At 72.4% G+C, this 23,993-nt stretch carries 25 protein-coding genes; 11 read left to right on the plus strand and 14 right to left on the minus strand.

From position 1 onward, the window contains the following. Positions 1-155: 155 nt before the first annotated feature. Together ACZ7H1_RS03270 and ACZ7H1_RS03275 are read left to right on the plus strand one after the other, a co-directional pair. Positions 156-1,520, plus strand: coding sequence for a M20/M25/M40 family metallo-hydrolase (locus ACZ7H1_RS03270; RefSeq protein WP_470783273.1), 1,365 nt, complete (start codon positions 156-158; stop codon positions 1,518-1,520). Between the two features lie 93 nt (positions 1,521-1,613). Further along, positions 1,614-2,315 (plus strand): MBL fold metallo-hydrolase, encoded by a 702-nt coding sequence (locus ACZ7H1_RS03275; protein WP_470783275.1) that lies wholly within the window; start codon positions 1,614-1,616, stop codon positions 2,313-2,315. 97 nt (positions 2,316-2,412) lie between these two features. On the opposite strand, the gene ACZ7H1_RS03280 is transcribed toward ACZ7H1_RS03275, so the two are convergent. Next, positions 2,413-3,447, minus strand: coding sequence for an NUDIX hydrolase (locus ACZ7H1_RS03280; RefSeq protein ID WP_470783276.1), 1,035 nt, complete (start codon positions 3,445-3,447; stop codon positions 2,413-2,415). Positions 3,448-3,657: 210 nt separating this feature from the next. Between ACZ7H1_RS03280 and ACZ7H1_RS03285 the strand changes: the two genes are divergently transcribed. Continuing rightward, positions 3,658-4,650 (plus strand): LacI family DNA-binding transcriptional regulator, encoded by a 993-nt coding sequence (locus tag ACZ7H1_RS03285; protein ID WP_470783567.1) that lies wholly within the window; start codon positions 3,658-3,660, stop codon positions 4,648-4,650. A gap of 41 nt (positions 4,651-4,691) precedes the next feature. Here the strand turns inward: ACZ7H1_RS03285 and ACZ7H1_RS03290 are convergent, their stop codons facing one another. From ACZ7H1_RS03290 to ACZ7H1_RS03310, 5 genes are all read right to left on the minus strand, one after another. After that, on the minus strand, positions 4,692-5,990 hold the full coding sequence (locus tag ACZ7H1_RS03290) for a DUF6986 family protein (RefSeq protein ID WP_470783278.1): 1,299 nt from the start codon (positions 5,988-5,990) through the stop codon (positions 4,692-4,694). A 181-nt stretch (positions 5,991-6,171) separates the two neighbouring features. Next, the gene (locus ACZ7H1_RS03295; RefSeq protein WP_470783280.1) at positions 6,172-7,134 is read right to left on the minus strand and encodes an electron transfer flavoprotein subunit alpha/FixB family protein; all 963 of its coding nucleotides are present in this window, start codon (positions 7,132-7,134) and stop codon (positions 6,172-6,174) included. 58 nt (positions 7,135-7,192) lie between these two features. After that, positions 7,193-7,978 carry an electron transfer flavoprotein subunit beta/FixA family protein gene (locus ACZ7H1_RS03300; RefSeq protein ID WP_470783281.1) on the minus strand — a complete coding sequence of 262 codons (786 nt, stop codon included), beginning with the start codon at positions 7,976-7,978 and terminating at the stop codon, positions 7,193-7,195. A 209-nt stretch (positions 7,979-8,187) separates the two neighbouring features. Continuing rightward, positions 8,188-8,712 (minus strand): flavin reductase family protein, encoded by a 525-nt coding sequence (locus ACZ7H1_RS03305; protein ID WP_470783283.1) that lies wholly within the window; start codon positions 8,710-8,712, stop codon positions 8,188-8,190. Between the two features lie 274 nt (positions 8,713-8,986). Continuing rightward, positions 8,987-9,352, minus strand: coding sequence for a thioredoxin family protein (locus ACZ7H1_RS03310; RefSeq protein ID WP_470783285.1), 366 nt, complete (start codon positions 9,350-9,352; stop codon positions 8,987-8,989). A 174-nt stretch (positions 9,353-9,526) separates the two neighbouring features. On the opposite strand from ACZ7H1_RS03310, the gene ACZ7H1_RS03315 reads away from it, so the two are divergent. Then, entirely contained in the window at positions 9,527-10,249 is a 723-nt protein-coding gene (locus ACZ7H1_RS03315; RefSeq protein WP_470783287.1) for a lysophospholipid acyltransferase family protein, read from the plus strand. A 31-nt stretch (positions 10,250-10,280) separates the two neighbouring features. Here ACZ7H1_RS03315 and ACZ7H1_RS03320 read toward each other — a convergent pair whose 3' ends face one another. From ACZ7H1_RS03320 to ACZ7H1_RS03345, 6 genes are all read right to left on the minus strand, one after another. Beyond that, positions 10,281-10,886 carry a transglutaminase-like domain-containing protein gene (locus tag ACZ7H1_RS03320; protein WP_470783289.1) on the minus strand — a complete coding sequence of 202 codons (606 nt, stop codon included), beginning with the start codon at positions 10,884-10,886 and terminating at the stop codon, positions 10,281-10,283. A 43-nt stretch (positions 10,887-10,929) separates the two neighbouring features. Next, positions 10,930-11,991, minus strand: a complete 1,062-nt coding sequence (locus ACZ7H1_RS03325) for a threonine aldolase family protein (protein ID WP_470783568.1) — start codon at positions 11,989-11,991, stop codon at positions 10,930-10,932. Continuing rightward, positions 11,988-12,743 carry an SDR family NAD(P)-dependent oxidoreductase gene (locus ACZ7H1_RS03330; protein WP_470783290.1) on the minus strand — a complete coding sequence of 252 codons (756 nt, stop codon included), beginning with the start codon at positions 12,741-12,743 and terminating at the stop codon, positions 11,988-11,990. The genes ACZ7H1_RS03325 and ACZ7H1_RS03330 overlap by 4 nt, the downstream gene beginning before the upstream one ends. Positions 12,744-12,769: 26 nt before the next feature. Continuing rightward, positions 12,770-14,167, minus strand: coding sequence for a DUF6421 family protein (locus ACZ7H1_RS03335; RefSeq protein ID WP_470783292.1), 1,398 nt, complete (start codon positions 14,165-14,167; stop codon positions 12,770-12,772). Between the two features lie 81 nt (positions 14,168-14,248). After that, a complete protein-coding gene (locus ACZ7H1_RS03340; protein ID WP_470783294.1) occupies positions 14,249-15,283 on the minus strand; it encodes an alpha/beta hydrolase in 1,035 nt (344 codons plus the stop codon). A gap of 10 nt (positions 15,284-15,293) precedes the next feature. Next, on the minus strand, positions 15,294-16,415 hold the full coding sequence (locus tag ACZ7H1_RS03345; protein WP_470783296.1) for an LLM class flavin-dependent oxidoreductase: 1,122 nt from the start codon (positions 16,413-16,415) through the stop codon (positions 15,294-15,296). 49 nt (positions 16,416-16,464) lie between these two features. Here ACZ7H1_RS03345 and ACZ7H1_RS03350 point away from each other — a divergent pair, with 49 nt between their 5' ends. Beyond that, on the plus strand, positions 16,465-17,115 hold the full coding sequence (locus ACZ7H1_RS03350; protein WP_470783297.1) for a PadR family transcriptional regulator: 651 nt from the start codon (positions 16,465-16,467) through the stop codon (positions 17,113-17,115). A 171-nt stretch (positions 17,116-17,286) separates the two neighbouring features. Then, positions 17,287-17,970, plus strand: coding sequence for a glycerophosphodiester phosphodiesterase (locus ACZ7H1_RS03355; RefSeq protein WP_470783299.1), 684 nt, complete (start codon positions 17,287-17,289; stop codon positions 17,968-17,970). A 13-nt stretch (positions 17,971-17,983) separates the two neighbouring features. On the opposite strand, the gene ACZ7H1_RS03360 is transcribed toward ACZ7H1_RS03355, so the two are convergent. Beyond that, on the minus strand, positions 17,984-18,523 hold the full coding sequence (locus tag ACZ7H1_RS03360) for a GNAT family N-acetyltransferase (protein ID WP_470783300.1): 540 nt from the start codon (positions 18,521-18,523) through the stop codon (positions 17,984-17,986). Between the two features lie 110 nt (positions 18,524-18,633). Between ACZ7H1_RS03360 and ACZ7H1_RS03365 the strand changes: the two genes are divergently transcribed. The 4 genes from ACZ7H1_RS03365 to ACZ7H1_RS03380 all read left to right on the plus strand — a co-directional run bounded on the left by ACZ7H1_RS03365 (position 18,634) and on the right by ACZ7H1_RS03380 (position 21,704). Further along, a complete protein-coding gene (locus ACZ7H1_RS03365) occupies positions 18,634-19,182 on the plus strand; it encodes a DUF5134 domain-containing protein (protein WP_470783302.1) in 549 nt (182 codons plus the stop codon). A 94-nt stretch (positions 19,183-19,276) separates the two neighbouring features. Next, a complete protein-coding gene (locus ACZ7H1_RS03370; protein WP_470783304.1) occupies positions 19,277-20,212 on the plus strand; it encodes a M56 family metallopeptidase in 936 nt (311 codons plus the stop codon). Between the two features lie 57 nt (positions 20,213-20,269). Next, entirely contained in the window at positions 20,270-20,941 is a 672-nt protein-coding gene (locus tag ACZ7H1_RS03375; protein ID WP_470783306.1) for a phosphatase PAP2 family protein, read from the plus strand. A gap of 112 nt (positions 20,942-21,053) precedes the next feature. Beyond that, positions 21,054-21,704 carry a TetR/AcrR family transcriptional regulator gene (locus tag ACZ7H1_RS03380; protein ID WP_470783308.1) on the plus strand — a complete coding sequence of 217 codons (651 nt, stop codon included), beginning with the start codon at positions 21,054-21,056 and terminating at the stop codon, positions 21,702-21,704. Here the strand turns inward: ACZ7H1_RS03380 and ACZ7H1_RS03385 are convergent. Next, a complete protein-coding gene (locus tag ACZ7H1_RS03385) occupies positions 21,695-23,179 on the minus strand; it encodes an LVIVD repeat-containing protein (protein WP_470783309.1) in 1,485 nt (494 codons plus the stop codon). The two genes, ACZ7H1_RS03380 and ACZ7H1_RS03385, sit on opposite strands and share 10 nt — an antisense overlap. A 150-nt stretch (positions 23,180-23,329) precedes the next feature. Between ACZ7H1_RS03385 and ACZ7H1_RS03390 the strand changes: the two genes are divergently transcribed. Beyond that, positions 23,330-23,974 carry a DUF305 domain-containing protein gene (locus ACZ7H1_RS03390; RefSeq protein ID WP_470783570.1) on the plus strand — a complete coding sequence of 215 codons (645 nt, stop codon included), beginning with the start codon at positions 23,330-23,332 and terminating at the stop codon, positions 23,972-23,974. The last annotated feature ends 19 nt before the right edge of the window (positions 23,975-23,993 follow it).

Below are 23,993 nucleotides of genomic sequence, written 5' to 3' on the forward strand. Positions count from 1 at the left end.
CAGTTGCTCCGGTGCCGAGCGCATCCTACGGCGGAGCCCGTCACGGCCCCGCTGTGGGAAGATCGGCTCTGTCCCCGCCGTACCCGGCACGCACACGATGCGTCCGGATACCGGCGTACACGTACCACAACGTCGCACCCACGAGGAGCGTGCCCATGCCGTCCCACCCGATCGCCGAGACCGTCGCCGCCCTGATGCCCCGCGCCAAGGCGGAGCTGTCCGAGCTGGTGGCCTTCCAGTCGGTGGCGGACTGGGCGCAGTTCCCCAAGAGCGAGAGCGAGGGCGCCGCGAACTGGGTCGCCGACGCGCTGCGCGCCGAGGGCTTCCAGGACGTGGCACTCCTCGACACCCCCGACGACACCCAGTCGGTCTACGGTTTCCTGCCGGGACCCGCGGGCGCCCCGACCGTGCTGCTGTACGCCCACTACGACGTGCAGCCCCCGCTCGACGAAGCCGCCTGGGTCTCCCCGCCGTTCGAGCTGACCGAGCGCAACGGCCGCTGGTACGGCCGCGGCGCCGCGGACTGCAAGGGCGGGTTCATCATGCACCTGCTCGCGCTGCGGGCCCTGAAGGCCAACGGCGGCGTGCCGGTCTCCGTCAAGGTGATCGTCGAGGGCTCGGAGGAGCAGGGCACCGGCGGCCTGCAGCAGTACGCCGAGGCGCACCCGGAGCTGCTGACGGCCGACACCATCGTCATCGGCGACGCGGGCAACTTCCGCGTCGGCCTGCCGACGGTGACCGCGACCCTGCGCGGCATGACCATGGTGCGCATCCAGGTGGACACCCTGGAGGGCAACCTGCACTCCGGCATGTTCGGCGGGGCCGCACCGGACGCGCTGGCCGCGCTGATCCGCGTCCTGGACTCGCTGCGCGCCGAGGACGGTTCGACGACCGTGGACGGTCTGGCGGCCGACGCGCAGTGGGACGGCCTGCAGTACCCGGAGGCCGACTTCCGCTCCGACGCGCGGGTACTCGACGGCGTGGACCTGATCGGCGACGGATCGGTCTCGGACCGCCTGTGGGCCCGTCCGGCGGTGACCGTGCTCGGGATCGACTGCCCGCCGGTGGTCGGTGCCACCCCGTCCGTGCACGCCAGTGCCCGCGCGCTGATCAGCCTGCGGGTGCCGCCGGGCATGGACACCGTGGACGCGAACAAGCTCCTGACGGCGCACCTGGAGAGCCGGACGCCGTGGAACGCACGCGTGTCGCTGGAGCAGGTCGGCCAGGGCCAGCCGTTCCAGGCCGACACGGCCAGCCCGGCGTACGCGTCCATGGCGAAGGCCCTGGAGGCCGCCTACCCCGGCCAGGAGATGCAGGCCGCGGGCATGGGCGGCTCGATCCCGCTGTGCAACACCCTCCAGGCGCTGTACCCGGCGGCGGAGATCCTGCTGATCGGGCTGAGCGAGCCGGAGGCGCAGATCCACGCGGCGAACGAAAGCGTCTCGCCCGAGGAGCTGGAGCGGCTGTCGGTGGCCGAGGCGCTGTTCCTCGTCAACTACGCCGCGTCGAAGAACGCCTGACCGGGCGGGCGCTCAAGGCGCTGCGCTCTGCGCGTAGTTCGCGCAGAGCGTGGCCGCGCCCGTTCCGGTCCCGGCTGCCCGTAAGTTCGACGCATGGATCTTGTCGAGTGTGTCGACGTACTGCCGCAGCTGCACATGCTGCGCTTCCCCATCGGCCAGGCGTACCTGTGGCGCGACGGGGCGGAGCTGACCCTGATCGACGCCGGGAACATCACGTCCGGCCCCGGGATCGAAGAAGCGATACGGTCCCTCGGGCTGCGGCCCGAGGACATCCGCCGGATCGTGCTGACGCACTGCCACCGCGACCACATCGGAGCGGCGGAGGAGCTCGCCGCACGGTACGGCGCACCGGTGATGGCGCACCGGCTGGAGGCGCCGGTGATCCGCGGCGAGGCGCCCGTTCCGGAGCCGGACCTGCTGGACTGGGAAGTCCCGCTGTACGAGCACGGGATGACGGTTCCCGAGGCCCCGCCGACCCGGGTGGACCGGGAGCTCGAGCACGGCGACGAGCTCGGCTTCGGCGACGGCGCGTTCGTCGTGCACTCCCCCGGCCACACGGACGGCAGCATCGGCATCCACCTGCCGCGGCACGGGGTGCTGTTCACCGGCGACTGCGTGGCGGGCATCGGCCAGGTGATGCTCGGCGTCTTCAACACCGACCGCGCGCAGGCCCTGGCGTCCTTCCGGCGGCTCGCCGCCCTCTCCCCGGCGGTGGCGTGCTTCGGACACGGCGACCCGCTGACCGAGGACACGGCGGCCGTGCTGAAGGCCGCCGTCGAGCAGAGCCCCGCCTGACGCCGACCGCCCGGCCGGACGGACCGATGCCGGTCGCGTCCGGCCGCACGGCGGGCGGCCGTGGGCGGCGCGGCGTACGACGCAGGGCGCGCGTCCGTCAGCCGACCGGGGTGCCCGCCTCCAGGTTGAGCACGGTGGCGCGTTCGCGTGCCCGCAGCGCCCACCGGAGCCGCTCGAAGCGCACCTGCGGCAGCAGGCCGGCCGCCTCGGTCTCGGTGACGAACCGCCAGTCCCGCAGTTCGGGGCCCGGCAGCCGCAGCCGGCCGGCCCGGTCGGCGCCGAGCCGTCCGCCGTCGAACAGCAGCCGCATGCCGCCGTACGACGGTCCGCGCGGGGGTTCCCAGTCGACCACCAGCAGCCGCGGCACCTCGTGCAGTTCGACGCCGAGCTCCTCGGCGACCTCGCGCATCCCCGCGCGGGCGGGCGCCTCGCCCGGCTCGACGACCCCGCCGGGGAACTCCCAGCCGGGCTTGTACGTGGGATCGACCAGCAGCACCCGGTCCCGGTCGTCGAAGAGCAGGACGCCCGCGGCGAGGGTCTCCCGGGTCGGCTCCGGCGTCTGCACGATCTCGCAGGCCCCGGCGGCGCCGCTGCGGACCGCCTCGGCGATCAGCTCCGCGGTGCCGCGCGGGGTCAGCGGGCCGTTGTCCACGGCGAAGGCGTCGGCGGTGAGCCAGCCGAGCGCCTCGCGGTAGGCCGGTATGCGGTCGTAGGACCACTGCCGGACGCGTTCCTCGGCGTCCGGGACGTCCGGTTCCTCCCGGGCCGCTATCCGCTCGCGAAGTATCGTTTCATCCGGGGCGAGCAGCACGTGCCGTACGGGGATCCGGCGGGCGGCGAGGCCGCCGAAGACCTCGTCCCGGTACTCCTGGCGCAGCAGGGTCATCGGCACCACCAGGACCCCGCCCAGCTCGGCGAGCATCGCGGCGGCGCCGTCGACGACCAGGCGCCGCCAGATGGACAGGTCCTGGTAGTCCGTCACCTCGTCGAGGCGCTTCTGCGGCAGCAGGTGGCGCAGCGCACCGCCGATCACCTCGGGGTCGTAGACGTTGCTGTTCGGGATCAGACCGGTCAGCTCGCGTGCCGTGCTGGTCTTGCCGGCACTGAACGCGCCGTTGATCCAGACAATCACGGGTCCCCCCTCATCCGAAGCCCCCAGTGGCTTGCCCGCAACACCCTGTCACGAAAACGCGGTTACCGGCCAAGTACGCCTGACAACGTTGTCCCACGCCCTACCCTGGAGACCGTACGCCTACCCCGCGCGCCCCTGACCTGCCGGAGGACCCCGACCGTGCCCACCCCGCCCCGCCCGTCCGAGTCCCGCTACGGAATCCGGCCGACGATGAAGGACGTTGCGGCCCATGCCGGCGTGGGGCTGAAGACCGTCTCGCGGGTGGTCAACGGCGAACCCGGGGTGACCCCCGACACCGAGCGCCGGGTCCAGGAATCCATCGACGTCCTGGGCTTCCGCCGCAACGACAGCGCGCGGGTGCTGCGCAAGGGCCGCACCGCGAGCATCGGGCTGGTGCTGGAGGACCTGGCCGACCCGTTCTACGGCCCGCTCGGCCGGGCGGTGGAGGAGGTGGCGCGGGACCACGGCGCCCTGCTCGTCATCGGCTCCAGTGCGGAGGACCCGGACCGGGAGCGCGAACTGGCCCTCGCGCTGTGCGCACGCCGGGTGGACGGGCTGGTCGTCATCCCTGCCGGGGACGACCACCGCTACCTGGAACCGGAGATCCGGGCCGGGGTGGCGACGGTGTTCGTGGACCGGCCGGCGGGGCGGATCGAGGCGGACGTGGTGCTGTCCGACAGCTTCGGCGGGGCACTGGAGGGCGTCGCGCACCTGATCGCACACGGGCACCGCAGGATCGGTTTCATCGGCGACCATCCGCGGATCCACACGGCCACGGAGCGGCTGCGCGGCTACCGCGCGGCCATGGCGGAGGCCGGGCTGCCGGTGGCCGGGTCGTGGGTCTCGCTGGGTTCGACGGCCCCGGAGCGGGTGGCGGCGGAGGTCGGGCGGATGCTGGCCGGCCCGGAGCCGGTGACCGCGCTGTTCGGCGGGAACAACCGGGTGACGGTCACGGTGGTGCGGGTCCTGGCGGACCGGGAGCGGCCGGTCGCGCTGGTCGGCTTCGACGATTTCGAACTGGCCGATCTGCTGCGGCCCGGGGTGACCGTGCTGGCGCAGGACGCGGCAGCCCTCGGCCGGGTGGCCGCGGGCCGGCTCTTCGCCCGGCTGGGCGGCGCGCGGCCGGCACCGGCCCGGGTCGAGCTGCCGACCCGGCTGATCCCGCGCGGCTCGGGCGAGCTGCCCCCGCCCCCCGGGGCGTAGCACTGCGGGGCCCCCTCCCGAGGGGCCCCGCAGCGGCGGGGTCAGGACGTCGCCGTCAGGGTGGCCGAGCGGCGCGGGATGGCGAAGGCGTCGAGCTCGGCGCGGGTGAGGCCGGTCAGGGTGGTGACCTCGTCGCTGCCGACGGCGCCGCAGTCGAGGCCGCGCACCAGGTATCCGGCGAGCGCCTTGGCCGTGGCCGGCTCGTCCATCACATCGCCCTCGATCTTGGCGACGTAGGCCTTCAGCCGGGCCGCGGCGGCGTCGAGGCCCTCGCGGTAGAACGCGAAGACGGCGGCGTAGCGCGTCGGCAGGTGGCCCGGGTGCATGTCCCAGCCCTGGTAGTAGGCGCGGGCGAGGGCCCGGCGGGTCAGGCCGTAGTGCAGCTTCCAGGCCTCGTGGACGTGCCCGGTCGTGCCGATGGGCAGGACGTTGGTCGAGCCGTCGGAGACCCGTACGCCGGTGCCGGCGGCCGCGACCTGCATGATCGCCTTGGCGTGGTCGGCGGCCGGGTGGTCGCTGGACTGGTAGGCGGCCGAGACGCCGACGCAGGCGCTGTAGTCGAAGGTGCCGTAGTGCAGGCCGGTGGCACGACCCTTGGCGGCGTCGATCATGCGGGCGACGGTGGCGGTGCCGTCCGAGGCCAGGATGGACTGGCTGGTCTCGATCTGGATCTCGAAGCCGATCCGGCCGGGGCGCAGGCCGCGGGCGGTCTCGAAGGCCTCCAGCAGCTTGACGAAGGCGGACACCTGCTCGGCGTACGTCACCTTCGGGAGCGTGAGGACGAGGTTGTCCGGGAGACCGCCGTGGGCGAGGAGGCCCGAGAGGAAGATGTCGGTGGTGCGGATGCCGCGGTCGCGGACGTTGGACTCCATGCACTTCATGCGGATGCCCATGTACGGCGCGTTGGTGCCGTTCGAGTAGGCCTCGGAGACCAGGCGCGCGGCGCGGGCGGCGGCCTGGTCCTCCTCCTCGTCGGAGCGGACGCCGAAGCCGTCCTCGAAGTCGATGCGGAGGTCTTCGATCGGCTCGCTCTGCAGCTTGGCACGCACGCGCTCGTAGACCGGTCCGGCCAGCTCGTCGCCGATGCCGAGCACCTTGGCGAAGGTGGCGGCGTCGGGGGCGTGCTCGTCGAGGGCCGCGAGGGCCTGGTCGCCCCAGCTGCGGATCGTGCCGGGGCCGAAGACGTCACCGGGTACGTAGACGGTGTGGATCGGCTGGCGGGTGCCGGGATCGCCCGGGTAGCGGCGCGCGAGCTCCGCGTCCACCGGCGCGAGGGAAGCGCTGATGCCCTCGCTGACCGCGCCTGCGAGGCTCGTTGCCACCTTCTCCTGCTGACCCATCCTGCACTCTCCTATTTTCCGCTTCACGGAAGCATTGATCCGCATAGCAGAATTTAGTCAGGGCGTTCCGCTCAGTCAATGGTCCCCCATCGCCCTCTTGGCGGCCCCGGGGAAATGACTCGGGGCCGTGTGGTGACGAACACCACACGGCCCCGGAGGCAGAGTATGCCCAGGTCAGGGACTAGCCCTTGCGCGCCTGGATCTGCTCGGTCAGCTGCGGGACGACCTGGAACAGGTCGCCGACCACGCCGTAGTCGACCAGGTCGAAGATCGGGGCCTCGGCGTCCTTGTTGATGGCCACGATGGTCTTCGAGGTCTGCATGCCGGCCCGGTGCTGGATCGCGCCCGAGATGCCGGAGGCGATGTACAGCTGCGGGGAGACCGACTTGCCGGTCTGGCCGACCTGGTTCGAGTGCGGGTACCAGCCGGCGTCGACGGCGGCGCGGGAGGCGCCGACGGCGGCACCGAGGGAGTCGGCGAGCGCCTCGATGATCGCGAAGTTCTCGGCGCCGTTGACGCCGCGGCCGCCGGAGACCACGATCGCGGCCTCGGTCAGCTCGGGGCGGCCGGTGGACTCGCGCGGGGTGCGGGAGACGACCTTGGTGCCGGTGGCCAGCGCACCGAAGGTGACCGACAGCGCCTCGACGGCGCCCGCGGCCGGGGCGGCCTCGACCGGAGCCGAGTTCGGCTTCACGGTGATGACCGGAGTGCCCTTGGAGACACGGGACTTGGTGGTGAAGGAGGCGGCGAACGCGGACTGCGTGGCCACCGGGCCCTCGTCGCCGGCCTCGAGGTCGACGGCGTCGGTGATGATGCCGGAGCCGATGCGGACCGCCAGGCGCGCGGCGATCTCCTTGCCCTCGGCGGAGGACGGGACGAGCACGGCGGCCGGGGAAACGGCGTCGTACGCGGCCTGGAGCGCGTCCACCTTCGGTACGACGAGGTACTCGGTGAACTCCGGGGCGTCGGCGGTGAGGACCTTGACCGCGCCGTGCTCGGCGAGCACCGCGGCGGTGGCCTCGGCGCCGGCGCCCAGGGCGACGGCGACGGGCTCGCCGATGCGGCGGGCGAGCGTCAGCAGCTCGAGGGTGGGCTTGCGGACGGCGCCGTCCACGTGGTCGACGTAGACGAGAACTTCAGCCATGGGACTGCTCTCCTGCGATTGCGAAGTATGAGGGGGCGTTGGGAAGTGGCCGAAGTTCTCAGATGAACTTCTGGCCGGCCAGGAACTCGGCCAGCTGCTTGCCGCCCTCGCCCTCGTCCTTGACGATCGTGCCGGCGGTGCGGGCCGGACGCTGCGCCGCGGAGTCGACCGCGGTCCACGCGCCCTCGAGGCCGACCTCGTCCGCCTCGATCTCCAGCTCCTCGAGGTCCCAGGACTCCACCGGCTTCTTCTTGGCGGCCATGATGCCCTTGAAGGACGGGTAGCGGGCCTCGCCCGACTGGTCCGTCACGGACACGAGCGCCGGGAGGGAGGCCTCCAGCTGCTCGCTGGCGGTGTCGCCGTCGCGGCGGCCGGTCACGGTGCCGTCCTCGACCTTGACCTCGGAGAGCAGGGTGACCTGCGGGACGCCCAGGCGCTCGGCCAGGATCGCCGGGAGCACGCCCATGGTGCCGTCGGTGGAGGCCATGCCGGTGATGACCAGGTCGAAGCCGGCCTTCTCCAGGGCCTTGGCCAGCACCAGCGAGGTGCCCATGACGTCGGTGCCGTGCAGGTCGTCGTCCTCGACGTGGATGGCCTTGTCGGCGCCCATCGACAGCGCCTTGCGCAGCGCGTCCTTGGCGTCCTCGGGGCCGACCGTCAGGACGGTCACCTCGGCGTCGTCCGCCTCTTCGGCGATCTGCAGCGCCTGCTCGACGGCGTACTCGTCGAGCTCCGACAGCAGGCCGTCGACGTCGTCGCGGTCGACGGTCAGGTCATCGGCGAAGTGCCGGTCGCCGGTGGCGTCGGGCACGTACTTCACACAGACAACGATCCTCAGGCTCACGCCGGCTCTCCTACTGCATCGTCTTTTCTGGGCTGCCTTGTGCAGGCAGCATAGGCGCCTTACTGGGCGGATCCCGGTCGGGGCGGCCCGCGCTCCGAACGAAATGTTACTCGTCAGTACACCGTGGGTCTCCCCAGGAATCAAGCCAGGTGAACTGTGACCTTGCCAACGCCTGCGGAGCACGGAAAGTGCCCGCCAGCAGGCACGACTCAGTCGCGCAGCGCGTTGAAGCGCCCCTGGTGGTAGAGCAGCGGCCCGGAGGCGCCGTCGGCGGCTCCCGAGGGGTCCCCCGCGACGACCTCCGCGAGCACGATCCGGTGGCTCCCGGCGGGCACCCGCGCGACCACGCGGCACACGAGCCAGGCGAGGACGCCGTCCAGCAGCGGCACCTCCTCCGGACCGGTCCGCCAGGCGGTACGCGGCCCGAACCGGTCGGCCCCGCTCCGCGCGAACAGCCCCGCCAGCTCCTGCTGGTGCTCGCCGAGTATGTGCACGCCGATGTGTCCGGCCTCTGCGATGGCGGGCCAGCTGGAGGAGCCGGTGCCGACGGAGAACGACAGCAGGGGCGGTTCCGCGGCGACGGACGACAGCGAGGTGGCGGTGAAGCCCGCCGGCCGGCCGCCGCGCGAGGCGGTGATGACCGCGACCCCGGCGGCGTGCTGCCGGAAGACGGAGCGCAGCAGTTCGGGCGAGCCGGGGAGGGCGGTGCCGGGAAGTACGGTCGGAGCCGTCATGAGGGGTGTCCTTCTGGTCGGTCTGCGAGGGAGGGCCGTTCGGGTACCGGGAACCGGTTCAGGAACCGTGACAGCGCGCACTCGCGTGCCGGACGAGATCGACGTGGATCCGTCCGTAAAGAAGGAGTTCAGACCGCATGCCGCCAGCCTGTCGAGCGGTCGTGTGCGCAGTCAAGCGACTACGGCGAGATGCGAGCGGGGTCACGGACCGCGCGGAAGCGCGCGCCGGAGCCCGAACACCGGCGCGAGACGCCCCGGGAGGCCCCCGACGGGCTCAGACGGCGGCGCCGAGCGCCGCGATCACGTCGGCCTTGCGCGGCATTCCCTCGGCCCGCCGCACGATCCGGCCCTGTGCGTCCAGCACGAGGACGGTCGGCGTCTTCTCGATGCCCAGGTCGCGGACCAGCCCGAGGTGTGCCTCCGCGTCGATCTCGACGTGGGCCACGCCGCCGACGAGCGCGGCCACTTCGGCGAGGATCCGGCGGGTCGCCCGGCAGGGCTGGCAGAAGGCGCTGGAGAACTGCACCAGGGTGGCCCGCTCCCCCGGCTCCGCGCCCAGTTCGGCGGCCCCCAGCCGCCTGTCTCCCTCACGCCCGCGCACGTCCGTTCCCGCCCTTCCTCGCCCGTCCGGTACGAACACCCGAGCGCCGCCGTGGCCTGCGGCATTCCCGGCGTGACGAGAATCTCCCCGGGCACGCTCCTCTGAACTGGCCAGCCGGGCCGCCATGGGGCACGATCCCCTTGCCACGTACCTACGATGGCGTAACTTCCCGCCGGGAGAACCTCCCCAGGCAGAAAGACGGGTCTCCCCGCCATGGCAGAGTTTGTCTATCCCCCGGTCGTCGGCGCCGCGCACTCGCTGTTCCGTGCGCTGGACATCCGCATCGACATGAAGGGCACGGAGAACATCCCCCGCCAGGGCGGTGCCGTGCTCGTCTCGAACCACATCGGGTACCTCGACTTCATCTTCACCGGCCTGACCGCGCGCCCCTCCAAGCGCCTCGTGCGCTTCATGGCCAAGGAGTCGGTGTTCCGGCACAAGGTCTCGGGCCCGCTCATGCGCGCGATGAAGCACATCCCGGTGGACCGCAAGCAGGGCGAGGCGGCCTACCAGCAGGCGCTGGACGCGCTGCGCGCCGGCGAGATCATCGGGGTGTTCCCCGAGGCCACGATCTCGCAGTCGTTCACGCTCAAGAGCTTCAAGTCCGGTGCTGCGCGCATGGCGCAGGAGGCGGGCGTGCCGCTGATCCCGATGGCGCTGTGGGGCACGCAGCGGCTGTGGACCAAGGGGCGCCCCAAGGACCTGCGCCGCAGCCACATCCCCGTGACGATGCGCGTGGGCGAGCCCATGGAGGCCCCGACGGACCAGTACGCGGGTGCGATCACCCGGCGGCTGCGCGAGCGCGTACAGGAGCTGCTGGACGCCGCGCAGCGCGCCTATCCGGCCAAGCCCAAGGGCCCCGAGGACTCCTGGTGGCTGCCCGCCCACCTCGGGGGCACCGCCCCGACCCCGGCCCAGGTCCGCGAGGCGGGCTGAGCCCGGACCAGGGGGCCCCGCGGGCGGGGGTTCACAGCCGTACCGGGAGCGTGCGCCAGAGCTCCTCACGGTCGGCGGACCCCCGCAGCGCGTCGAGCACGGACGCGGGCGGGGTCGCGTACAGGCGGGGGTGGTCCACTTCGCCGCGCTCGGGGCGGACGGGCCAGGCGAGCCGCTCCCCGTCGAGGGAGAAGCGGGCGTCGACGCCCGGCGGGACGTTCCCCCGCGGGTCCTGCCGCGCCCAGCCGCCGTGGCCGGGCATCCGGACGGCGACCAGTCCGTGCAGGACGTGGCGGTCGCCGTGCTCGTCGGCGAGCAGCAGCTGGTAGCAGAGGCCGGTGGGGATGCCCTCGGCGCGCAGCAGGGCGGCGAGGGCGTGGGACTTCGCGTAGCAGATGCCGGTGCGCAGGGCGATCACGTCGGAGGCCCGCCAGGTCACGCGGGGGTCGCCGGAGTCGGCGGAGTGCGGGATGGCGTCGCGGACGAACTCGAAGGCCGCCCGGGCGTACGCGTGCGCGCCGGGGGCGGCGGCGCGCAGGGCGGCCGCGGTCTCCTGTACGACGGGGTGGCCGTGGTCGATCACGTCGTCGGCCGCCAGATAAGCGGCCATGCCGGAATGCTCCTGGGTCAGTTCCATGACCCAGGAGCATACCTATGCAAGCTCCTGCATGACTATCGAATCAGCGGGCGAGCTCTTCCTTGAGGGCCTGGAGGAAGGCGTCCACGTCCTCGGGCTGGGTGTCGTAGCTGCACATCCAGCGGACGTCACCGGCCGCCTCGTCCCAGAAGTAGAAGCGGAAACGCTTCTGCAGGCGCCGGGTGACCTCCTGCGGCAGCCGTGCGAACACGGCGTTGGCCTGCACGGGATAGAGGATCTCGACCCCGTCGACCTGGCGCACGCCCTCGGCGAGCCGCTGGGCCATGGCATTGGCGTGCCGGGCGTTGCGCAGCCACAGGTCCTTGGCGAGCAGGGCCTCGAGCTGCACCGAGACGAAGCGCATCTTGGACGCCAGCTGCATCGACATCTTGCGGACGTGCTTCATCATGCGTGCGGCATCCGGGTTGAGCACCACGATGGCCTCGCCGAACATCATGCCGTTCTTGGTGCCGCCGTACGACAGCACGTCCACGCCGACGGTGTTGGTGAACGTCCGCATCGGGACGTCCAGCGACGCGGCGGCGTTGGCTATCCGGGCGCCGTCGAGGTGCACCTTCATGCCGAGCCCGTGGGCGTGCTCGCAGATGGCCCGGATCTCGTCCGGGGTGTAGACCGTGCCCAGTTCGGTGTTCTGGGTGATCGACACGACCTGCGGCATCGCCCGGTGCTCGTCCTCGAAGCCCCAGGCCTCCTGGTCGATCAGCTCGGGGGTGAGCTTGCCGTCCGGAGTGGGGACGGCGAGCAGCTTGATGCCCGCCATCCGCTCCGGCGCGCCGCCCTCGTCCACGTTGATGTGGGCGGTCTTGGCGCAGATCACCGCACCCCAGCGGTCCGTCATCGCCTGGAGGGCGGTGACGTTGGCCCCCGTGCCGTTGAAGACCGGGAAGGCCTCCGCGTACGGCCCGAAGTGGCTGCGGATGATCTTCTGAAGGTGCTCGGTGTACTCGTCCTCGCCGTAGGAGACCTGGTGGCCGCCGTTGGCCAAGGCGATTGCCTCGAGGATCTCCGGGTGCACGCCGGCGTAGTTGTCGCTGGCGAAACCGCGCACCGCCGGGTCATGGTGCCGGCGGGCGTCGGTCCTCAGGGTTGCGGGGTGAGCCACAGACGCTGTCCGTTCACTTCCGTGGCGGGCCGGTCCCAGACGGAGGCGATGGCCTCGGCCAGCTCCTTCACGTCGGTGAAGCCCGCGAACTTCGCATTCGGGCGCTCGGCGCGCATCGCGTCGTGCACCAGTGCCTTGATCACCAGGATCGCAGCCGCGGCCTGCGGCCCGTCCTCGCCCCCCGCCTTGCGGAACGAGTCCGCGAGCGCGAGCGTCCAGGCCTCCGCGGCCGCCTTGCCGGCGTTGTACGCGGCGTTGTTCGCCACCGGCTTGTGCGCACCGGACTGGCTGACCAGGACGTAGCGGCCGCGGTCGCTGCGCAGCAGTGCGTCGTGGAAGGCCATCGACGTGTGCTGAACCGTGCGGATGAGGAGCTTCTCCAGGAAGTCCCAGTCCGCGAGGTCGGTCTCGGTGAAGGAGGAGCTGCCGCGCCAGCCGCCCACGAGGTGGACCAGCCCGTCGAGCCGGCCGAACTCCTTCTCGGTCCGCGCGGCCCAGTCCCGGGTCGCGTCGAGGTCGAGCAGGTCGACGGTGTCGCCGACGACGGTCGCCCCGCCGTGGGCGTAGCGCGCCGCGTCGACGGCCTCTGCGAGGCGCGCCGGGTCGGCGTCGGACGCCACCACGACGGCGCCCGCCTCGGCGAGCCGCATCAGGGCCGCGCGGCCGGCGGGACCGCCGGCCCCGGCCACTGCGACGACCGCACCGCTCAGCGTGCCGTTGCCGTTCCCGTTCATCGCTGCTGCCTCCTCCGCGCGAGCGCTCACGCGGCGACCCGCTCGGCGCTCTCGGCCGTGATGCCCTTGGTGGAGGCGATCACGCCCTTGAGCTTCTTGGCGAGTGCCTCAAAGAACATGCTGAGCGGAAACTCGTCCGGAAGCACGTCGTCGACGAGCTTGCGGGGCGGCTGCGTCAGGTCGAGGGCGTCGGGGCCCTTGGCCCACTTGGAGCCCGGGTGCGGAGCGAGGTAGGTGGAGACCAGCTCGTACGCCTTGAACCAGTGGACCAGCTTCGGGCGGTCGATGCCGTCGCGGTAGAGCTTCTCGATCTCGCCGCAGAGCTGGTTGGTGATCTGGGGGGCGCGCTGCCAGTCGATCTTGAGCTTGTTGTCGGTCCAGCGGATCACGTCGTGCTTGTGCAGGTACGCGAAGAGCAGCTGGCCGCCGAGGCCGTCGTAGTTGCGGTTCCGGTCGCCGCTGAGCGGGAAGCGGAACATGCGGTCGAACAGCACGGCGTACTGGACGTCACGGCCGTGCTCGTTGCCCTCGGAGTCGAGCTTCACGGCCTCCTTGAAGGCGGTGAGGTCGCAGCGCAGCTCCTCCAGGCCGTACATCCAGAACGGCTGGCGCTGCTTGATCATGAAGGGGTCGAACGGCAGGTCGCCGTGGCTGTGGGTGCGGTCGTGGACCATGTCCCACAGGACGAACGCCTTCTCGCAGCGCTCCTGGTCGGTGATCATCGCGGCGATGTCCGAGGGCAGCTCGATGCCGAGCGTGTCCACGGCGGCCTCGGTGACCTTGCGGAAGCGCGCGGCCTCGCGGTCGCAGAAGATGCCGCCCCAGGTGAAGCGCTCGGGGGCCTCGCGGACGGCGATGGTCTCCGGGAAGAGCACGGCGGAGTTGGTGTCGTAGCCCGCGGTGAAGTCCTCGAAGGTGATGCCGAGGAAGAGCGGGTTGTCGTACCGGGTGCGCTCCAGTTCGGCGAGCCACTCGGGCCACACCATCTTCAGCGCGACGGCTTCCAGGTTGCGGTCCGGGTTGCCGTTCTGCGTGTACATCGGGAAGACCACGAGGTGCTGCAGGCCGTCGGCGCGCTCGGCGGCCGGCTGGAAGGCGAGCAGCGAGTCGAGGAAGTCCGGCACCTGGAAGCCGTCCGCGGCCCACTTGCGCAGGTCGGCGACGAGCGCCCGGTGGTACGCCGTGGCGTGCGGGAGGAGCGGGGAGAGCTCCTCGACCGCGCCGACGACGCGGTTCAGCGCGGCCTCGGCGGCGGCCCGGGTGGGGGCGCCCTCCGCGTCGAAGTCGATCGAACCGTCCTTGGACTGCCAAGGCCGGATCTCTTCCACGGCGGCCTTGAGCACGGGCCACGCCGGGTGGTCGACCACCCGCGCACCGGCGGTTATGGCGCTACCGCTCACGCCCGGCACAAGAGTTTCCGTCATGTCACTTCCTCCACAGGAGAACCTCACGTAAAGACAGCGTATGCATGTAAGGGTCTTCCACTCAAGAGGGAGATCAATAAATTATCCTGCCTTGCCCCCCTCTCCACGGGAATTCTTCCCGTATTTCACCGTGGCGGCGATGACTTCCCCCAGAGTCGCCAACGCCCGCCGCGCCTGCGGCAGACGGCCGGAGAAGGCGAGGAAACCGTGGAACGCATCGTCGTGGCAGTCGACGCTCACGGGCGCCCCGCGGGAGGCCCGGAGCCGGGCGAAGACGTGTCCGTCATCACACAGCGGATCGCATCCGGCCAGGACGAGATGGGCCGCGGGCAGGGCCGCGAGGGCCTCCGCCCCGGCGTCGAGGGGCGAGGCGAGCGGGTCGCGGCGGTCGCCGCCGGGCCCGAGGTACTGCTCCCAGAACCAGCGCATGTGCACGGTGGTCAGGTAGTAGCCGGTCGCGTTGCGGCGGTACGAGTCCAGCTCCATCGCGGCCCCGAGTGCCGGGTAGACCAGCACCTGGAGGGCCACGGGCGGCCCGCCGCGCTCGGCGGCGAGCAACAGGGAGGCCACGGCGAGGTTGCCGCCGGCGCTGTCGCCCGCCACCACCAGGGCGGCGGGATCGCCGCCGAGCTCCCGTACGTGCTCCCCGGCCCAGCACAGGGCGGCGTGGGCGTCCTCCACGGCGGCCGGGAAGCGGTGCTCGGGGGCCCGGCGGTAGCCGACGGAGACGACCGCGGCCCCGGCGGCCCGGCACAGGCTGCGGGCGGTGCGGTCGTGCGTGTCGAGGTCGCAGAGCACGAAGCCGCCGCCGTGGCAGAAGACGACGGTCGGGCGCGGGCCGGGCCACCGCGCCGGATCGGGCAGGTAGACGCGTACGGGCACGGCGGGTCCGCCGGGCGGGCCGGGGACGGTCCGGTCGGCCACGGCGCCGACCGCGGGCGGGGCGGTGGCCGGCCCGGGAACGGCGGCCAGGATCCGGCGGGCCTCGGCGGCGTCGGTCACGGCGCCGCCGAGGTCGGGGAAGGCGGCGGCCAGCGCGTCGACACAGCGCCGGGCCGCCGGATCGAGCCGGTCGCGCTGGCCGGGGCGGTCGGGGCGGTCGGGGCGGTCGGTCACGGCGTCCCCCTCAGGCCGCACGGAAGTGCGGGATGACCTTCTCGCCCCACTGGCGCAGGGTCTCCATGCAGGCCTCCTGCGGGACCGTGCCCATCTGGATCAGGCACATGATCTCGTCCGCCCCGGCCTCCCGGAGGCGCTCGGCGTACGCGATGGCGTCGTCGGCGGTGCCGTAGGCGTGGTCGGCGTTGAAGGTGGCCGTGGAAGTCGGGCGGACGGGGATGTTCTGCTCGTGGAGCCGGGCCTCGACCTGCTCGGCGGCGCGGCGCATCTCGGCGGCCTCGTCGGCGCCCGCGACCACCGCCTCGTCGGGGATGCCGGCGCCGCCGTACCAGTGCCCGATGGACTGCGCGAAGAAGCGCTGGCCGCGGATGCCGATGCGCTGCGCCTGCGCCCGGTCGTCGAGGACGATCGTCGGGCACAGCACGGAGAAGTGGTCGTTGACGGCGGTGGACACGAACCGCCCGCCGTCGCGGGCCGCGACGGCCCGGTCGTACGTCTCGCGCATCGAGGCGATGGACCGCGGCCCGGCGAAGCCCATCACCAGGGCTCCGATGCCCAGCTCGGCGGCCTGGACCAGGGTCTCGGCCCGGGAACAGGCCAGGAAGAGCGGAGGGTGCGGGGTCTGGCTCGGGCGCGGCAGGATCGGGTGCGGATCGATGTCGATCAGTTCGCCGTGGTACTCCAGCTCCTCGTGCCGCCAGGCCCGGCCGATGATGCGCAGCGCCTCCTCGACCTCCTGGGTCGTACGGCCGGGGTCGACCCCGCACAGGGTGGTCTCCTGCCGGGTGCCGCCCCGCCCGGCGCCCAGGTCGAGGCGGCCGCCGGAGAGCAGGTCGAGCATCGCGGCGCGCTCGGCGACCCGGGCGGGGTGGTTGAAGTTGAAGGGCATGCAGACCACGCCGTGGCCGATGCGGATGGTGCTCGTCCGCGCCGCGACCCAGGTCAGGAAGATCTCCGGCGCGCTCATGTGTGCGTACCACTTGAGGGAGTGGTGCTCGACCGCCCAGATCCTGTCGAAGCCCATCTCCTCGGCGAATACGGCCTGTTCGACGCTGTCGCGGATGACTTGGTGCTCGCGCTCTACGGTGGGGTCGGCAAGCTGCGCCTCGAAGATCACGGAGAATTTCACGGTGCCTCCAGGATTGCGTCCCGCGTCCGGACTTACTTCAATTCGAAATATGACTAGTAGTCAGACCTCGAAGAAGCAAGAGAAGAAGCAGGACCTTCCTGCGACCGCGTGGGCCGTTCTGGGGCTGCTCTCCTTCCCCGGCGAGCGGACCGGGTACGAGCTGAAGAAGTGGGCGGACTCCTCGCTGCGCTTCTTCTACTGGGCGCCGGCCATCAGCCAGATCTACGCCGAGCTGCGCCGTCTGGAGGCGCTCGGGTACGCCGGTTCGCAGCGCTCGGGCCCGGAGGAGGCGAGGACCAAGCGCCGGTACTCCATCACCCCGGAGGGGCGGGCGGCGCTGGCCCGGTGGGCCGCGGGCAGCGCGGACGCCGGGCCGCCGGTGCTCAAGCACGGGCTGCTGCTGCGGGTCTGGCTCGGGCACCTCTCGGAGCCGGACCGGCTGCGGGAGCTGGTCGGGGAGCACATCGAGCGGACGCGCGCCGGGCTCGCCGAGGTGCGCGCCGCCCTGGAGCAGACCCGTGAGGTGCCGGACTGGGCCTTCCCCGGGCTCGCGCTGCGGTGGAGCGAGCGGCAGCACCGGGCAGAACTGGAGCTGGCGCAGGCGCTGCTCGCCGACCTCGCCGACCTCTCCGACCCTCACCCTGGACCCGAGGGTGAGACCGGCCGTCAAGACGGTGAAGACGCGCCCACGGCCGGGTGACGCCCGGATGTCTCCACAGGGCGCACGAGCAGCCGGGAACCGGCCTCCGTCCGCCGGACGGACGGTGCACGCCCGGTCCCATTGCGCGACCGGAGGACTAGGCTCCCTCTTTGCCGCGCGGCCGGTCAGGGCCGGCGCGCGGGAGCCGCCGTCGACGGAAGCGAGAGAACCTTGACTTTCCTCACCATCGGTCACCGCGGGGTCATGGGCGTGGAGCCCGAGAACACGCTGCGGTCCTTCGTCCGCGCGGAACGATCCGGCATGGACGTCGTCGAATTCGATCTCCAGCTCAGCAAGGACGGCGCCCTCGTCGTGATCCACGACGCCGAGGTCGACCGCACCACCGACGGTACGGGCGCCGTCGCCGATCTGACCCTCGCCGAACTGCGGGAGCTCGACGCCGGCCACGGCGAGCAGGTCCCGGTCTTCGAAGAGGTGCTCGACGCCGTGCGGGCGCCGCTCCAGGCGGACGTGAAGGACGTGGCCGTGGCCCGGGCGCTGGCCGAGGTCATGCTGAGCCGCGACCTGACCACCCGCGTCGAGGTGTCGTCCTTCCACGACGCGGCGATCGCCGAGATCACCCGGCTGGTCCCGGGGGTGCGCACCACCCTTACGGCGAACCGCTACGGCGAGGACGTGGTGGACCGCGCGCTCGCCGCCGGGGCCGACACGCTCGCCCTCAACATCCGGCGGCTCACGCTGGAGACCGTGGAGTCGGCGCACACCGCCGGACTGCGGGTGGTCGGGTGGGTGGTCAACACCCAGGACCAGCTGCGGCTGGTGCGCGCGCTCGAACTGGACGGCGCGACCACCGACCTCCCGGAGATCCGGCTGACGGGCCGCTTCACGGCCTGACCGGGAACCGTCGCTACAGCGGCTTGGCGAGCAGCACGAACGCCAGGTCGTCGCGGAGCGGGACGCCGAAGCGCTCGTCTCCGTACGGGAACGGGCTGGTCTCCCCCGTGAGGCGGTAGCCGCGCCGCACGTACCAGGCGATCAGCTCGTCGCGCACGTTGACCACGGTCATGCGCATCTCCCGCGCGCCCCACAGTTCCCGCGCCCGGCGTTCGGCCTCGGCGATGATCACCTTGCCGAGGCCTGCGCCCTGGAGCGTCGGCCGCACCGCGAACATGCCGAAGTACGCGTGGTCCCCGCGGTGTTCGAGCTGGCAGCAGGCGATCAGCTCACCCTCGCGCTCGACCACCATGAGGGTGCTGTCGGCAGCGCCGATGACCTCGCGCACGCCCCGCTCGTCGGTGCGCTGCCCGTCCAGGAAGTCGGCCTCGGTGGTCCAGCCGGCCCGGCTGTCGTCGCCCCGGTACGCCGACTCCACGAGCCGGACCAGCTCCGGCACGTCGTCCTCCGCGGCGGCGCGGAAGCTCAGTCCGTCCTGCGTACGGGTCTCCATGGGCACGTTCTCCGTTCCAGCGAAAGGCGCGGTGGCACCCCGAGCCTAACCCGCCCTCCGTACGGGCATCTCTTGGTGTGTCACGCCCAGCCGGACGGGGAGGTCCAGCCGTGCACGGTCCCGCGACACCCGCCTGGCTGCTCGTGGCCCTGTGCGCGCTGAGCGGCACGTACTGCCTGCTGCGGCTGCGGGCCCCGCTGCCCGGGGAACGCGACGCCGCGGGCAGCGAGGCGGTGATGGGGTTCGGGATGGCGGCGATGGCGCTGCCCGTGACGGTGGCGGGGCCGGCGGGGCGGGGGTGGCTGCTGGGCGCGGTGTTCTGCGCGGCCGCCGTGCACGCGCTGTGGCACGTACGGCGGTCCGCGCACCACGTGCACCACGCCGTCGGCTCGCTCGCCATGGTCTACATGGCGGCGGTGATGGTCTCGGGGCACGGGGCGTCCGGGGTTCCGGTGCTGACGGGGGTGCTGCTCCTCTACTACGCCGCCTTCGTGCTGCGGGCGGGGGTGCGGCTGCTGCCCGCGCCCGTTCCCGCGGGGGCCGCGGGGGCCTCCTCCGCGGCGGGACCGGCAGCGCCGGGCGGCGGGCGGGCGGAGCTGACACGGGCCTGCCGACTCGCCATGGGACTGGGGATGTTGGCGATGCTCCTCGCGCTGTGAGCCGCGTGCGTCGCGGGCAGCGCAAACGTGTCCTCCGTCACTTGGGGCACACGGCCGTACCCGCAGGTAGCGGCGCGCTCATAGGCTGGGTCCCATGATGGTCCCCGCCGCACTGCTGCTGCTCGGCGTCCTGACCGCGCTCGCGGCACCCCGTCTGCTCGCCCGGGCCGACTGGCCGGAACGCGAACCGGTGGTGGCGCTGTGGGTCTGGCAGTGCGTGGTGGGTGCGGTGCTGCTGTGCTTCGCCCTCTCGATGCTGCTGAGCGCGGCGGCGGCCTGGCAGGCGGTACGGGGACGGCTCTTCGCGGCGGCCCCGCACGGCGTGGCCGAGGCGTACGGCCTGGGCGCCGCAGGCCCCTGGGCGTCGGCGATGGCCGTGGTACTGGCCGGCGGCGCCGTGTGGACCGGGGCGATGCTGACCCGTGAGGTGCTGCGGGCGCGTGCCCGGCGCCGCAAGGGCCACGCCGACCTGCTGGTACGCGCCCCGCTGATGCCGGGCGAGGACGCCGCGGGCGAGCGGCTGGTCGTCCTGGAGGCGGCCCGCCCGGGCGCCTGGTGGCTCTCCGGCCCCGCGCCCCGGCTGGTGGTGACCACGGCGGCCCTGCGCCGGCTGAAGGGGCGCCAGCTGGACGCCGTGCTGGCCCACGAGCAGGGACACGCGGCGGCCCGCCACGACTGGCTGCTGCACTGCGCGCAGGCGCTGGCGGGGGGTTTCCCGCAGGTGCCGGTCTTCGACGCGTTCCGCACCGAGATGCACCGGCTGGTGGAGCTCGCGGCGGACGACGCGGCCTCGCGCCGCTACGGACGCCTGACCATCGCGCTGGCGCTGGTGGAACTGAACGAGGACCGGGGGGCGTTCGGGCCCTGTCCGCATCCGGAGGCCCACGTGTCCCAGCGGGTGCGCAGGCTGCTGTCCGCTCCCGCCCGGCTGACCGCGGTGCGCCGGTTCCGGCTGACGGCGGCGGCCACGCTGGTCCCGGCGGTGCCGCTGGCGATCGCGTTCGTACCGGGGCTGCGCGCGCTGGCGTAGGTGGGGCACGGCCGGTTCGCGCCGGCAACGCGCCCGTGCCGTGTCAGGATCACGGGCATGCGTCGTGCCGGTGTGCTGTGGTGGACCGCTTCCGTGTGCCTGGCCCTGGCGGCCGCCCTGACGGTGCCGGTCGCCGTCGGCTGGTCGCCGCTGGTGTCGTTCGACCGGTGGGCGGCCGAGGGGCTGCACCGCCATGCGGTCGCGCACCCGGCGGTGACGCGGCTCAACCAGGTGCTGTCCGACTGGGTCTGGGATCCGTGGACGATGCGCGCCGTGGCGCTGCTGCTGGCCGGGTGGCTGCTGTGGCGCGGCGCGCGGCGGCGGGCGGCGGCCCTGCTGGTGGCGACGAGTCTGGCGACCGTGCTGCAGCAGGTCCTCAAGGCGCTCGTCGGACGGGACCGGCCGGTGTGGCCGGATCCGGTGGACTCGGCGCATTACGCGGCCTACCCGTCCGGGCACGCGCTGACGGCGGCGGCCGTGTGCGGCCTGGTGCTGTGGGTGGTGGTCCGGCCCGGCGCGCCGGGCCGGACGGCGGCGGTCTGGGCGGCGGCCGCGGTCTCCGTGCTGGGCGTGGGCTGGACCCGGGTGTACCTGGGGGTCCACTGGTGCTCGGACGTGCTGGGCGGCTGGCTGCTGGGCGTGGCGGTGGCCGCGTACACCGCGGCGTGGTGCTCCCGTACGGAAGGTCTCCGTGAGCCCGCGGCAGGCACCGGTACCGGTGCTGGGTGATCCCCCGCGTCACCCAGCTCCGGCGACGGCCGCCGGAAATACGGCACCCGTGAGTGCCCCGGCGAGGTGCGCTGAGTATATTGGCTCGGAGCCAGTCAACGCAGGAGTAAGCATGTCCCCGCGCAGCGCATCGGTCAATGAAGAATTGCGCAGACGTTCTCGGGAGCGCCTGCTCCAGGCCACGGTCGAACTGGTCGCCGAGCGGGGCTACGAGGCCACGACGCTCGGGGACATCGCGGACCGGGCGGGCGCGGCCCGCGGGCTGGTCTCGTACTACTTCCCGGGCAAGCGGCAGCTGCTGCAGTCGGCCGTGCACCGGTTGATGCACCGCACGCTGCAGGAGGCGCTGGAGCGGGAGCCGCGGCCGGAGGGCGCGGACGAGGGGCGCGAACAGCTGGCGCGCGCCGTGGACGCGATCCTGGGCCTGGCGGTCGCACAGCCGGTGCTGATGCGCACGCACATGGCGGGCATCCTGTCGGCGGAGGGCTTCGTCCAGTGCCCCGAGCAGCAGCGGCTCGCCGAGGTGCTGCACGACGCGGTGGCGCGTTACGGCTCGGCGGACCCGGACACCGACTACCCGCTGCTGCGGGCCCTGCTGATGGGCGCGGTGTTCGCCGTGCTGCTGCCGGGGGCGCCGATGCCCGTCGGGCGGCTGCGGGCGGAGCTGTTCCAGCGCTACGGGCTGGACTGGGAGATGGGGGTCCCGCCGGGCGGCGAACCGCCCGGCGGGACCGTGCTGCACGAGGTGGGGCTTCAGCGGTAGTCGGGCTGCGTCTGGACGTTGAGCCGGTCCAGCCACACCCGGCGCGCGCTGTCGGTGCGCCGGTCGTTGATCTTCAGGACGTCGAAGCCCTTGGCGATGTCGTTCGAGTAGATGTAGCCGTTGTAGTAGTACGCGGACCACGAGCCGCCGGTACTGAGCGTCTCGGTGGAGATCGGGCCGCGCTCGAAGTAGCCGATCTCCTTGGGCTTCTTCGAGTCGGTGAAGTCCCAGACGGAGACGCCGCCCTGGTACCACGCCTGGACCATGATGTCGCGGCCGCCGCCGACGGGGATCAGCGAGCCGTTGTGGGCCACGCAGTTCTCGGTGTCGGCCTGGTGGCGGTCGATCTTGAAGTAGCTGCGGAAGACGAGCTTGCGCGCGTCACCGCGTCCGGTGATGTCGTAGATGCCGTCCGCGCCGCGGTTCGGGCCGGTCGCGGCGTTGCAGGTGGGGCCGCCGCCACCGCCGAGCTCGTCGGTGAACACGACCTTGTTGCCGCGCTCGTTGAAGGTCGCCGAGTGCCAGAACGCGAAGTTCACGTTGTCCTGGACGCGGTCGATCACGCGGGGCTGCTCGGGCCTGCTGATGTCGAAGATGATGCCGTCGCCCATGCAGGCGCCGGCGGCGAGCTTCTTCGACGGGAAGACCGTGATGTCGTGGCAGCCGGTGGTCTGGGAGACGCCGGGGTTCGTGGGCCCGCCGGGGTTGCCGCCGTCCGGGAAGAGGACGGGGAAGCCGACGACGGCCGCCTTCTCGGGAGCCCTCTTGGGGACCTTCACGACCGAGATGCCGTCGTGGGGCGGCTTGCAGTCGGGGAAGGTGACGTTGGGCGAGTACGAGGATACGTAGACGTAGATGTCCCGGCCGCCCGGCACCAGCGTGTGGGTGTGCGAGCCGCAGGCGGTCTCGACGGCGGCGACGTACTTCGGGTTCTTCTTGTCGCTGATGTCGAAGACCTTGATGCCCTCCCACGAGGACTTCTCGGTGGCGGGCTGCGTGGTGCTGGTGCAGGAGTTGTCGCTGCGCGAGGAGTCGGTGGAGAGGAACAGCAGGTCGCCGGAGACGGATATGTCGTTCTGGCCGCCGGGGCAGAGCACCTGGCTGACGACGACGGGGGTCCGGGGCCGGCTGATGTCGTAGATGACGAAACCGTCGTAGTTGCCCGCGTACGCGTAGCGGCCCTGGAAGGCCAGGTCGGTGTTGAGGCTCTTCAGGGCGTCCTTGGGCAGGTTCGCCACGTGCTCGATGTTGGCGCTGTGGACGATCTCGTCCTGGCCGGGTATGTCCCCCGCCGTGATGGCCGCGCGGGCGGCCGCCTCGGCCTCCTGCGTGACCTTGCCCGCGGCCGGGGCGTCGCCCGGGTCGGGGGTGGCGGACGCGGGGCCCGCGACGAGGAGCGTGGCGAGAAGTCCGGCCGCGGCCGCAGCCACCCCCAGTCTTCCGCGCCGCACTCGGGTGGTGTGCAACGAAGTCACTGTGCCCTCCCTTGAGTCCGTTCACGGTGGGAACGGAACACGAAGCATGACCCCCGGCAGTATGGTCCCCCGCATGCACATGGCAATAGATGTCAGCCGGTGCCGTTCGTTCGAATACTGGTGTGCAAAGTCCCCTGGGAGGAAACGTTGCTGATCTTCCGTCACGCGAAGTTCACGATTCCGGCCGTCCTGCTGGTACTGGCCCTCGCGGGCTGCAATGACGACGGGGACGGCGGGACCGACCGGGCCGCGGCGGACGGGCCCCGGGTGATCGCCCCCGGCAAGCCGGGCGAACCCGCCAGGAAGCTGACCCCGCAGGAGGCGGCGGAGGAGCGGCCCGACGACTCCCCCAACACCGTCGATTTCACGTACGTCGTCCGCATGGTCGAGCACCACCGGCAGGCCCTGACGATGAGCGCGCTGGCCCCCGGCCGGGCCGGATCGGAGCAGGTCAAACGGCTGGCCGAGCGGATATCGGCAGCCCAGAAGCCGGAGATCGGCGCCATGGAAGGGTGGCTGGCCGCCCACGGCGGCGCACCGGCGGGCGGTGGTGGGCACGACCACGCCTCCATGCCCGGCATGGCCACCGCGGAACAGCTCGCCGGCCTGAAGGCCGCGAAGGGCCCGGAGTTCGACCGGCGGTTCCTCCAGCTGATGATCACGCACCACACGGGCGCGCTCACCATGGCCGGGGAGGCCCTGGCGGACGGGAACAACGTGGCCGTGGAGGAGATGGCGACGGAAGTGGTCGCCCAGCAGACCGCCGAGATCAACCGGATGCGCTCCATGGGCTGACGTGCTCCTCACGCGGTGG

It is taken from the genome of Streptomyces sp. NPDC037401 (assembly GCF_055602345.1).

Excerpts from the sequence above, each read along its gene's own strand:
- ACZ7H1_RS03380 (WP_470783308.1), top strand. The coding sequence starts at position 21,054 with ATGTCCCCGCGCAGCGCATCGGTCAATGAAGAATTGCGCAGACGTTCT.
- ACZ7H1_RS03285 (WP_470783567.1), top strand. The coding sequence starts at position 3,658 with ATGAAGGACGTTGCGGCCCATGCCGGCGTGGGGCTGAAGACCGTCTCG.
- ACZ7H1_RS03350 (WP_470783297.1), top strand. The coding sequence starts at position 16,465 with ATGACTAGTAGTCAGACCTCGAAGAAGCAAGAGAAGAAGCAGGACCTT.
- ACZ7H1_RS03370 (WP_470783304.1), top strand. The coding sequence starts at position 19,277 with ATGATGGTCCCCGCCGCACTGCTGCTGCTCGGCGTCCTGACCGCGCTC.
- ACZ7H1_RS03375 (WP_470783306.1), top strand. The coding sequence starts at position 20,270 with ATGCGTCGTGCCGGTGTGCTGTGGTGGACCGCTTCCGTGTGCCTGGCC.
- ACZ7H1_RS03290 (WP_470783278.1), bottom strand. The coding sequence starts at position 5,990 with ATGGGTCAGCAGGAGAAGGTGGCAACGAGCCTCGCAGGCGCGGTCAGC.
- ACZ7H1_RS03360 (WP_470783300.1), bottom strand. The coding sequence starts at position 18,523 with ATGGAGACCCGTACGCAGGACGGACTGAGCTTCCGCGCCGCCGCGGAG.
- ACZ7H1_RS03315 (WP_470783287.1), top strand. The coding sequence starts at position 9,527 with ATGGCAGAGTTTGTCTATCCCCCGGTCGTCGGCGCCGCGCACTCGCTG.
- ACZ7H1_RS03320 (WP_470783289.1), bottom strand. The coding sequence starts at position 10,886 with ATGGAACTGACCCAGGAGCATTCCGGCATGGCCGCTTATCTGGCGGCC.
- ACZ7H1_RS03270 (WP_470783273.1), top strand. The coding sequence starts at position 156 with ATGCCGTCCCACCCGATCGCCGAGACCGTCGCCGCCCTGATGCCCCGC.
- ACZ7H1_RS03335 (WP_470783292.1), bottom strand. The coding sequence starts at position 14,167 with ATGACGGAAACTCTTGTGCCGGGCGTGAGCGGTAGCGCCATAACCGCC.
- ACZ7H1_RS03330 (WP_470783290.1), bottom strand. The coding sequence starts at position 12,743 with ATGAACGGGAACGGCAACGGCACGCTGAGCGGTGCGGTCGTCGCAGTG.
- ACZ7H1_RS03275 (WP_470783275.1), top strand. The coding sequence starts at position 1,614 with ATGGATCTTGTCGAGTGTGTCGACGTACTGCCGCAGCTGCACATGCTG.
- ACZ7H1_RS03295 (WP_470783280.1), bottom strand. The coding sequence starts at position 7,134 with ATGGCTGAAGTTCTCGTCTACGTCGACCACGTGGACGGCGCCGTCCGC.
- ACZ7H1_RS03305 (WP_470783283.1), bottom strand. The coding sequence starts at position 8,712 with ATGACGGCTCCGACCGTACTTCCCGGCACCGCCCTCCCCGGCTCGCCC.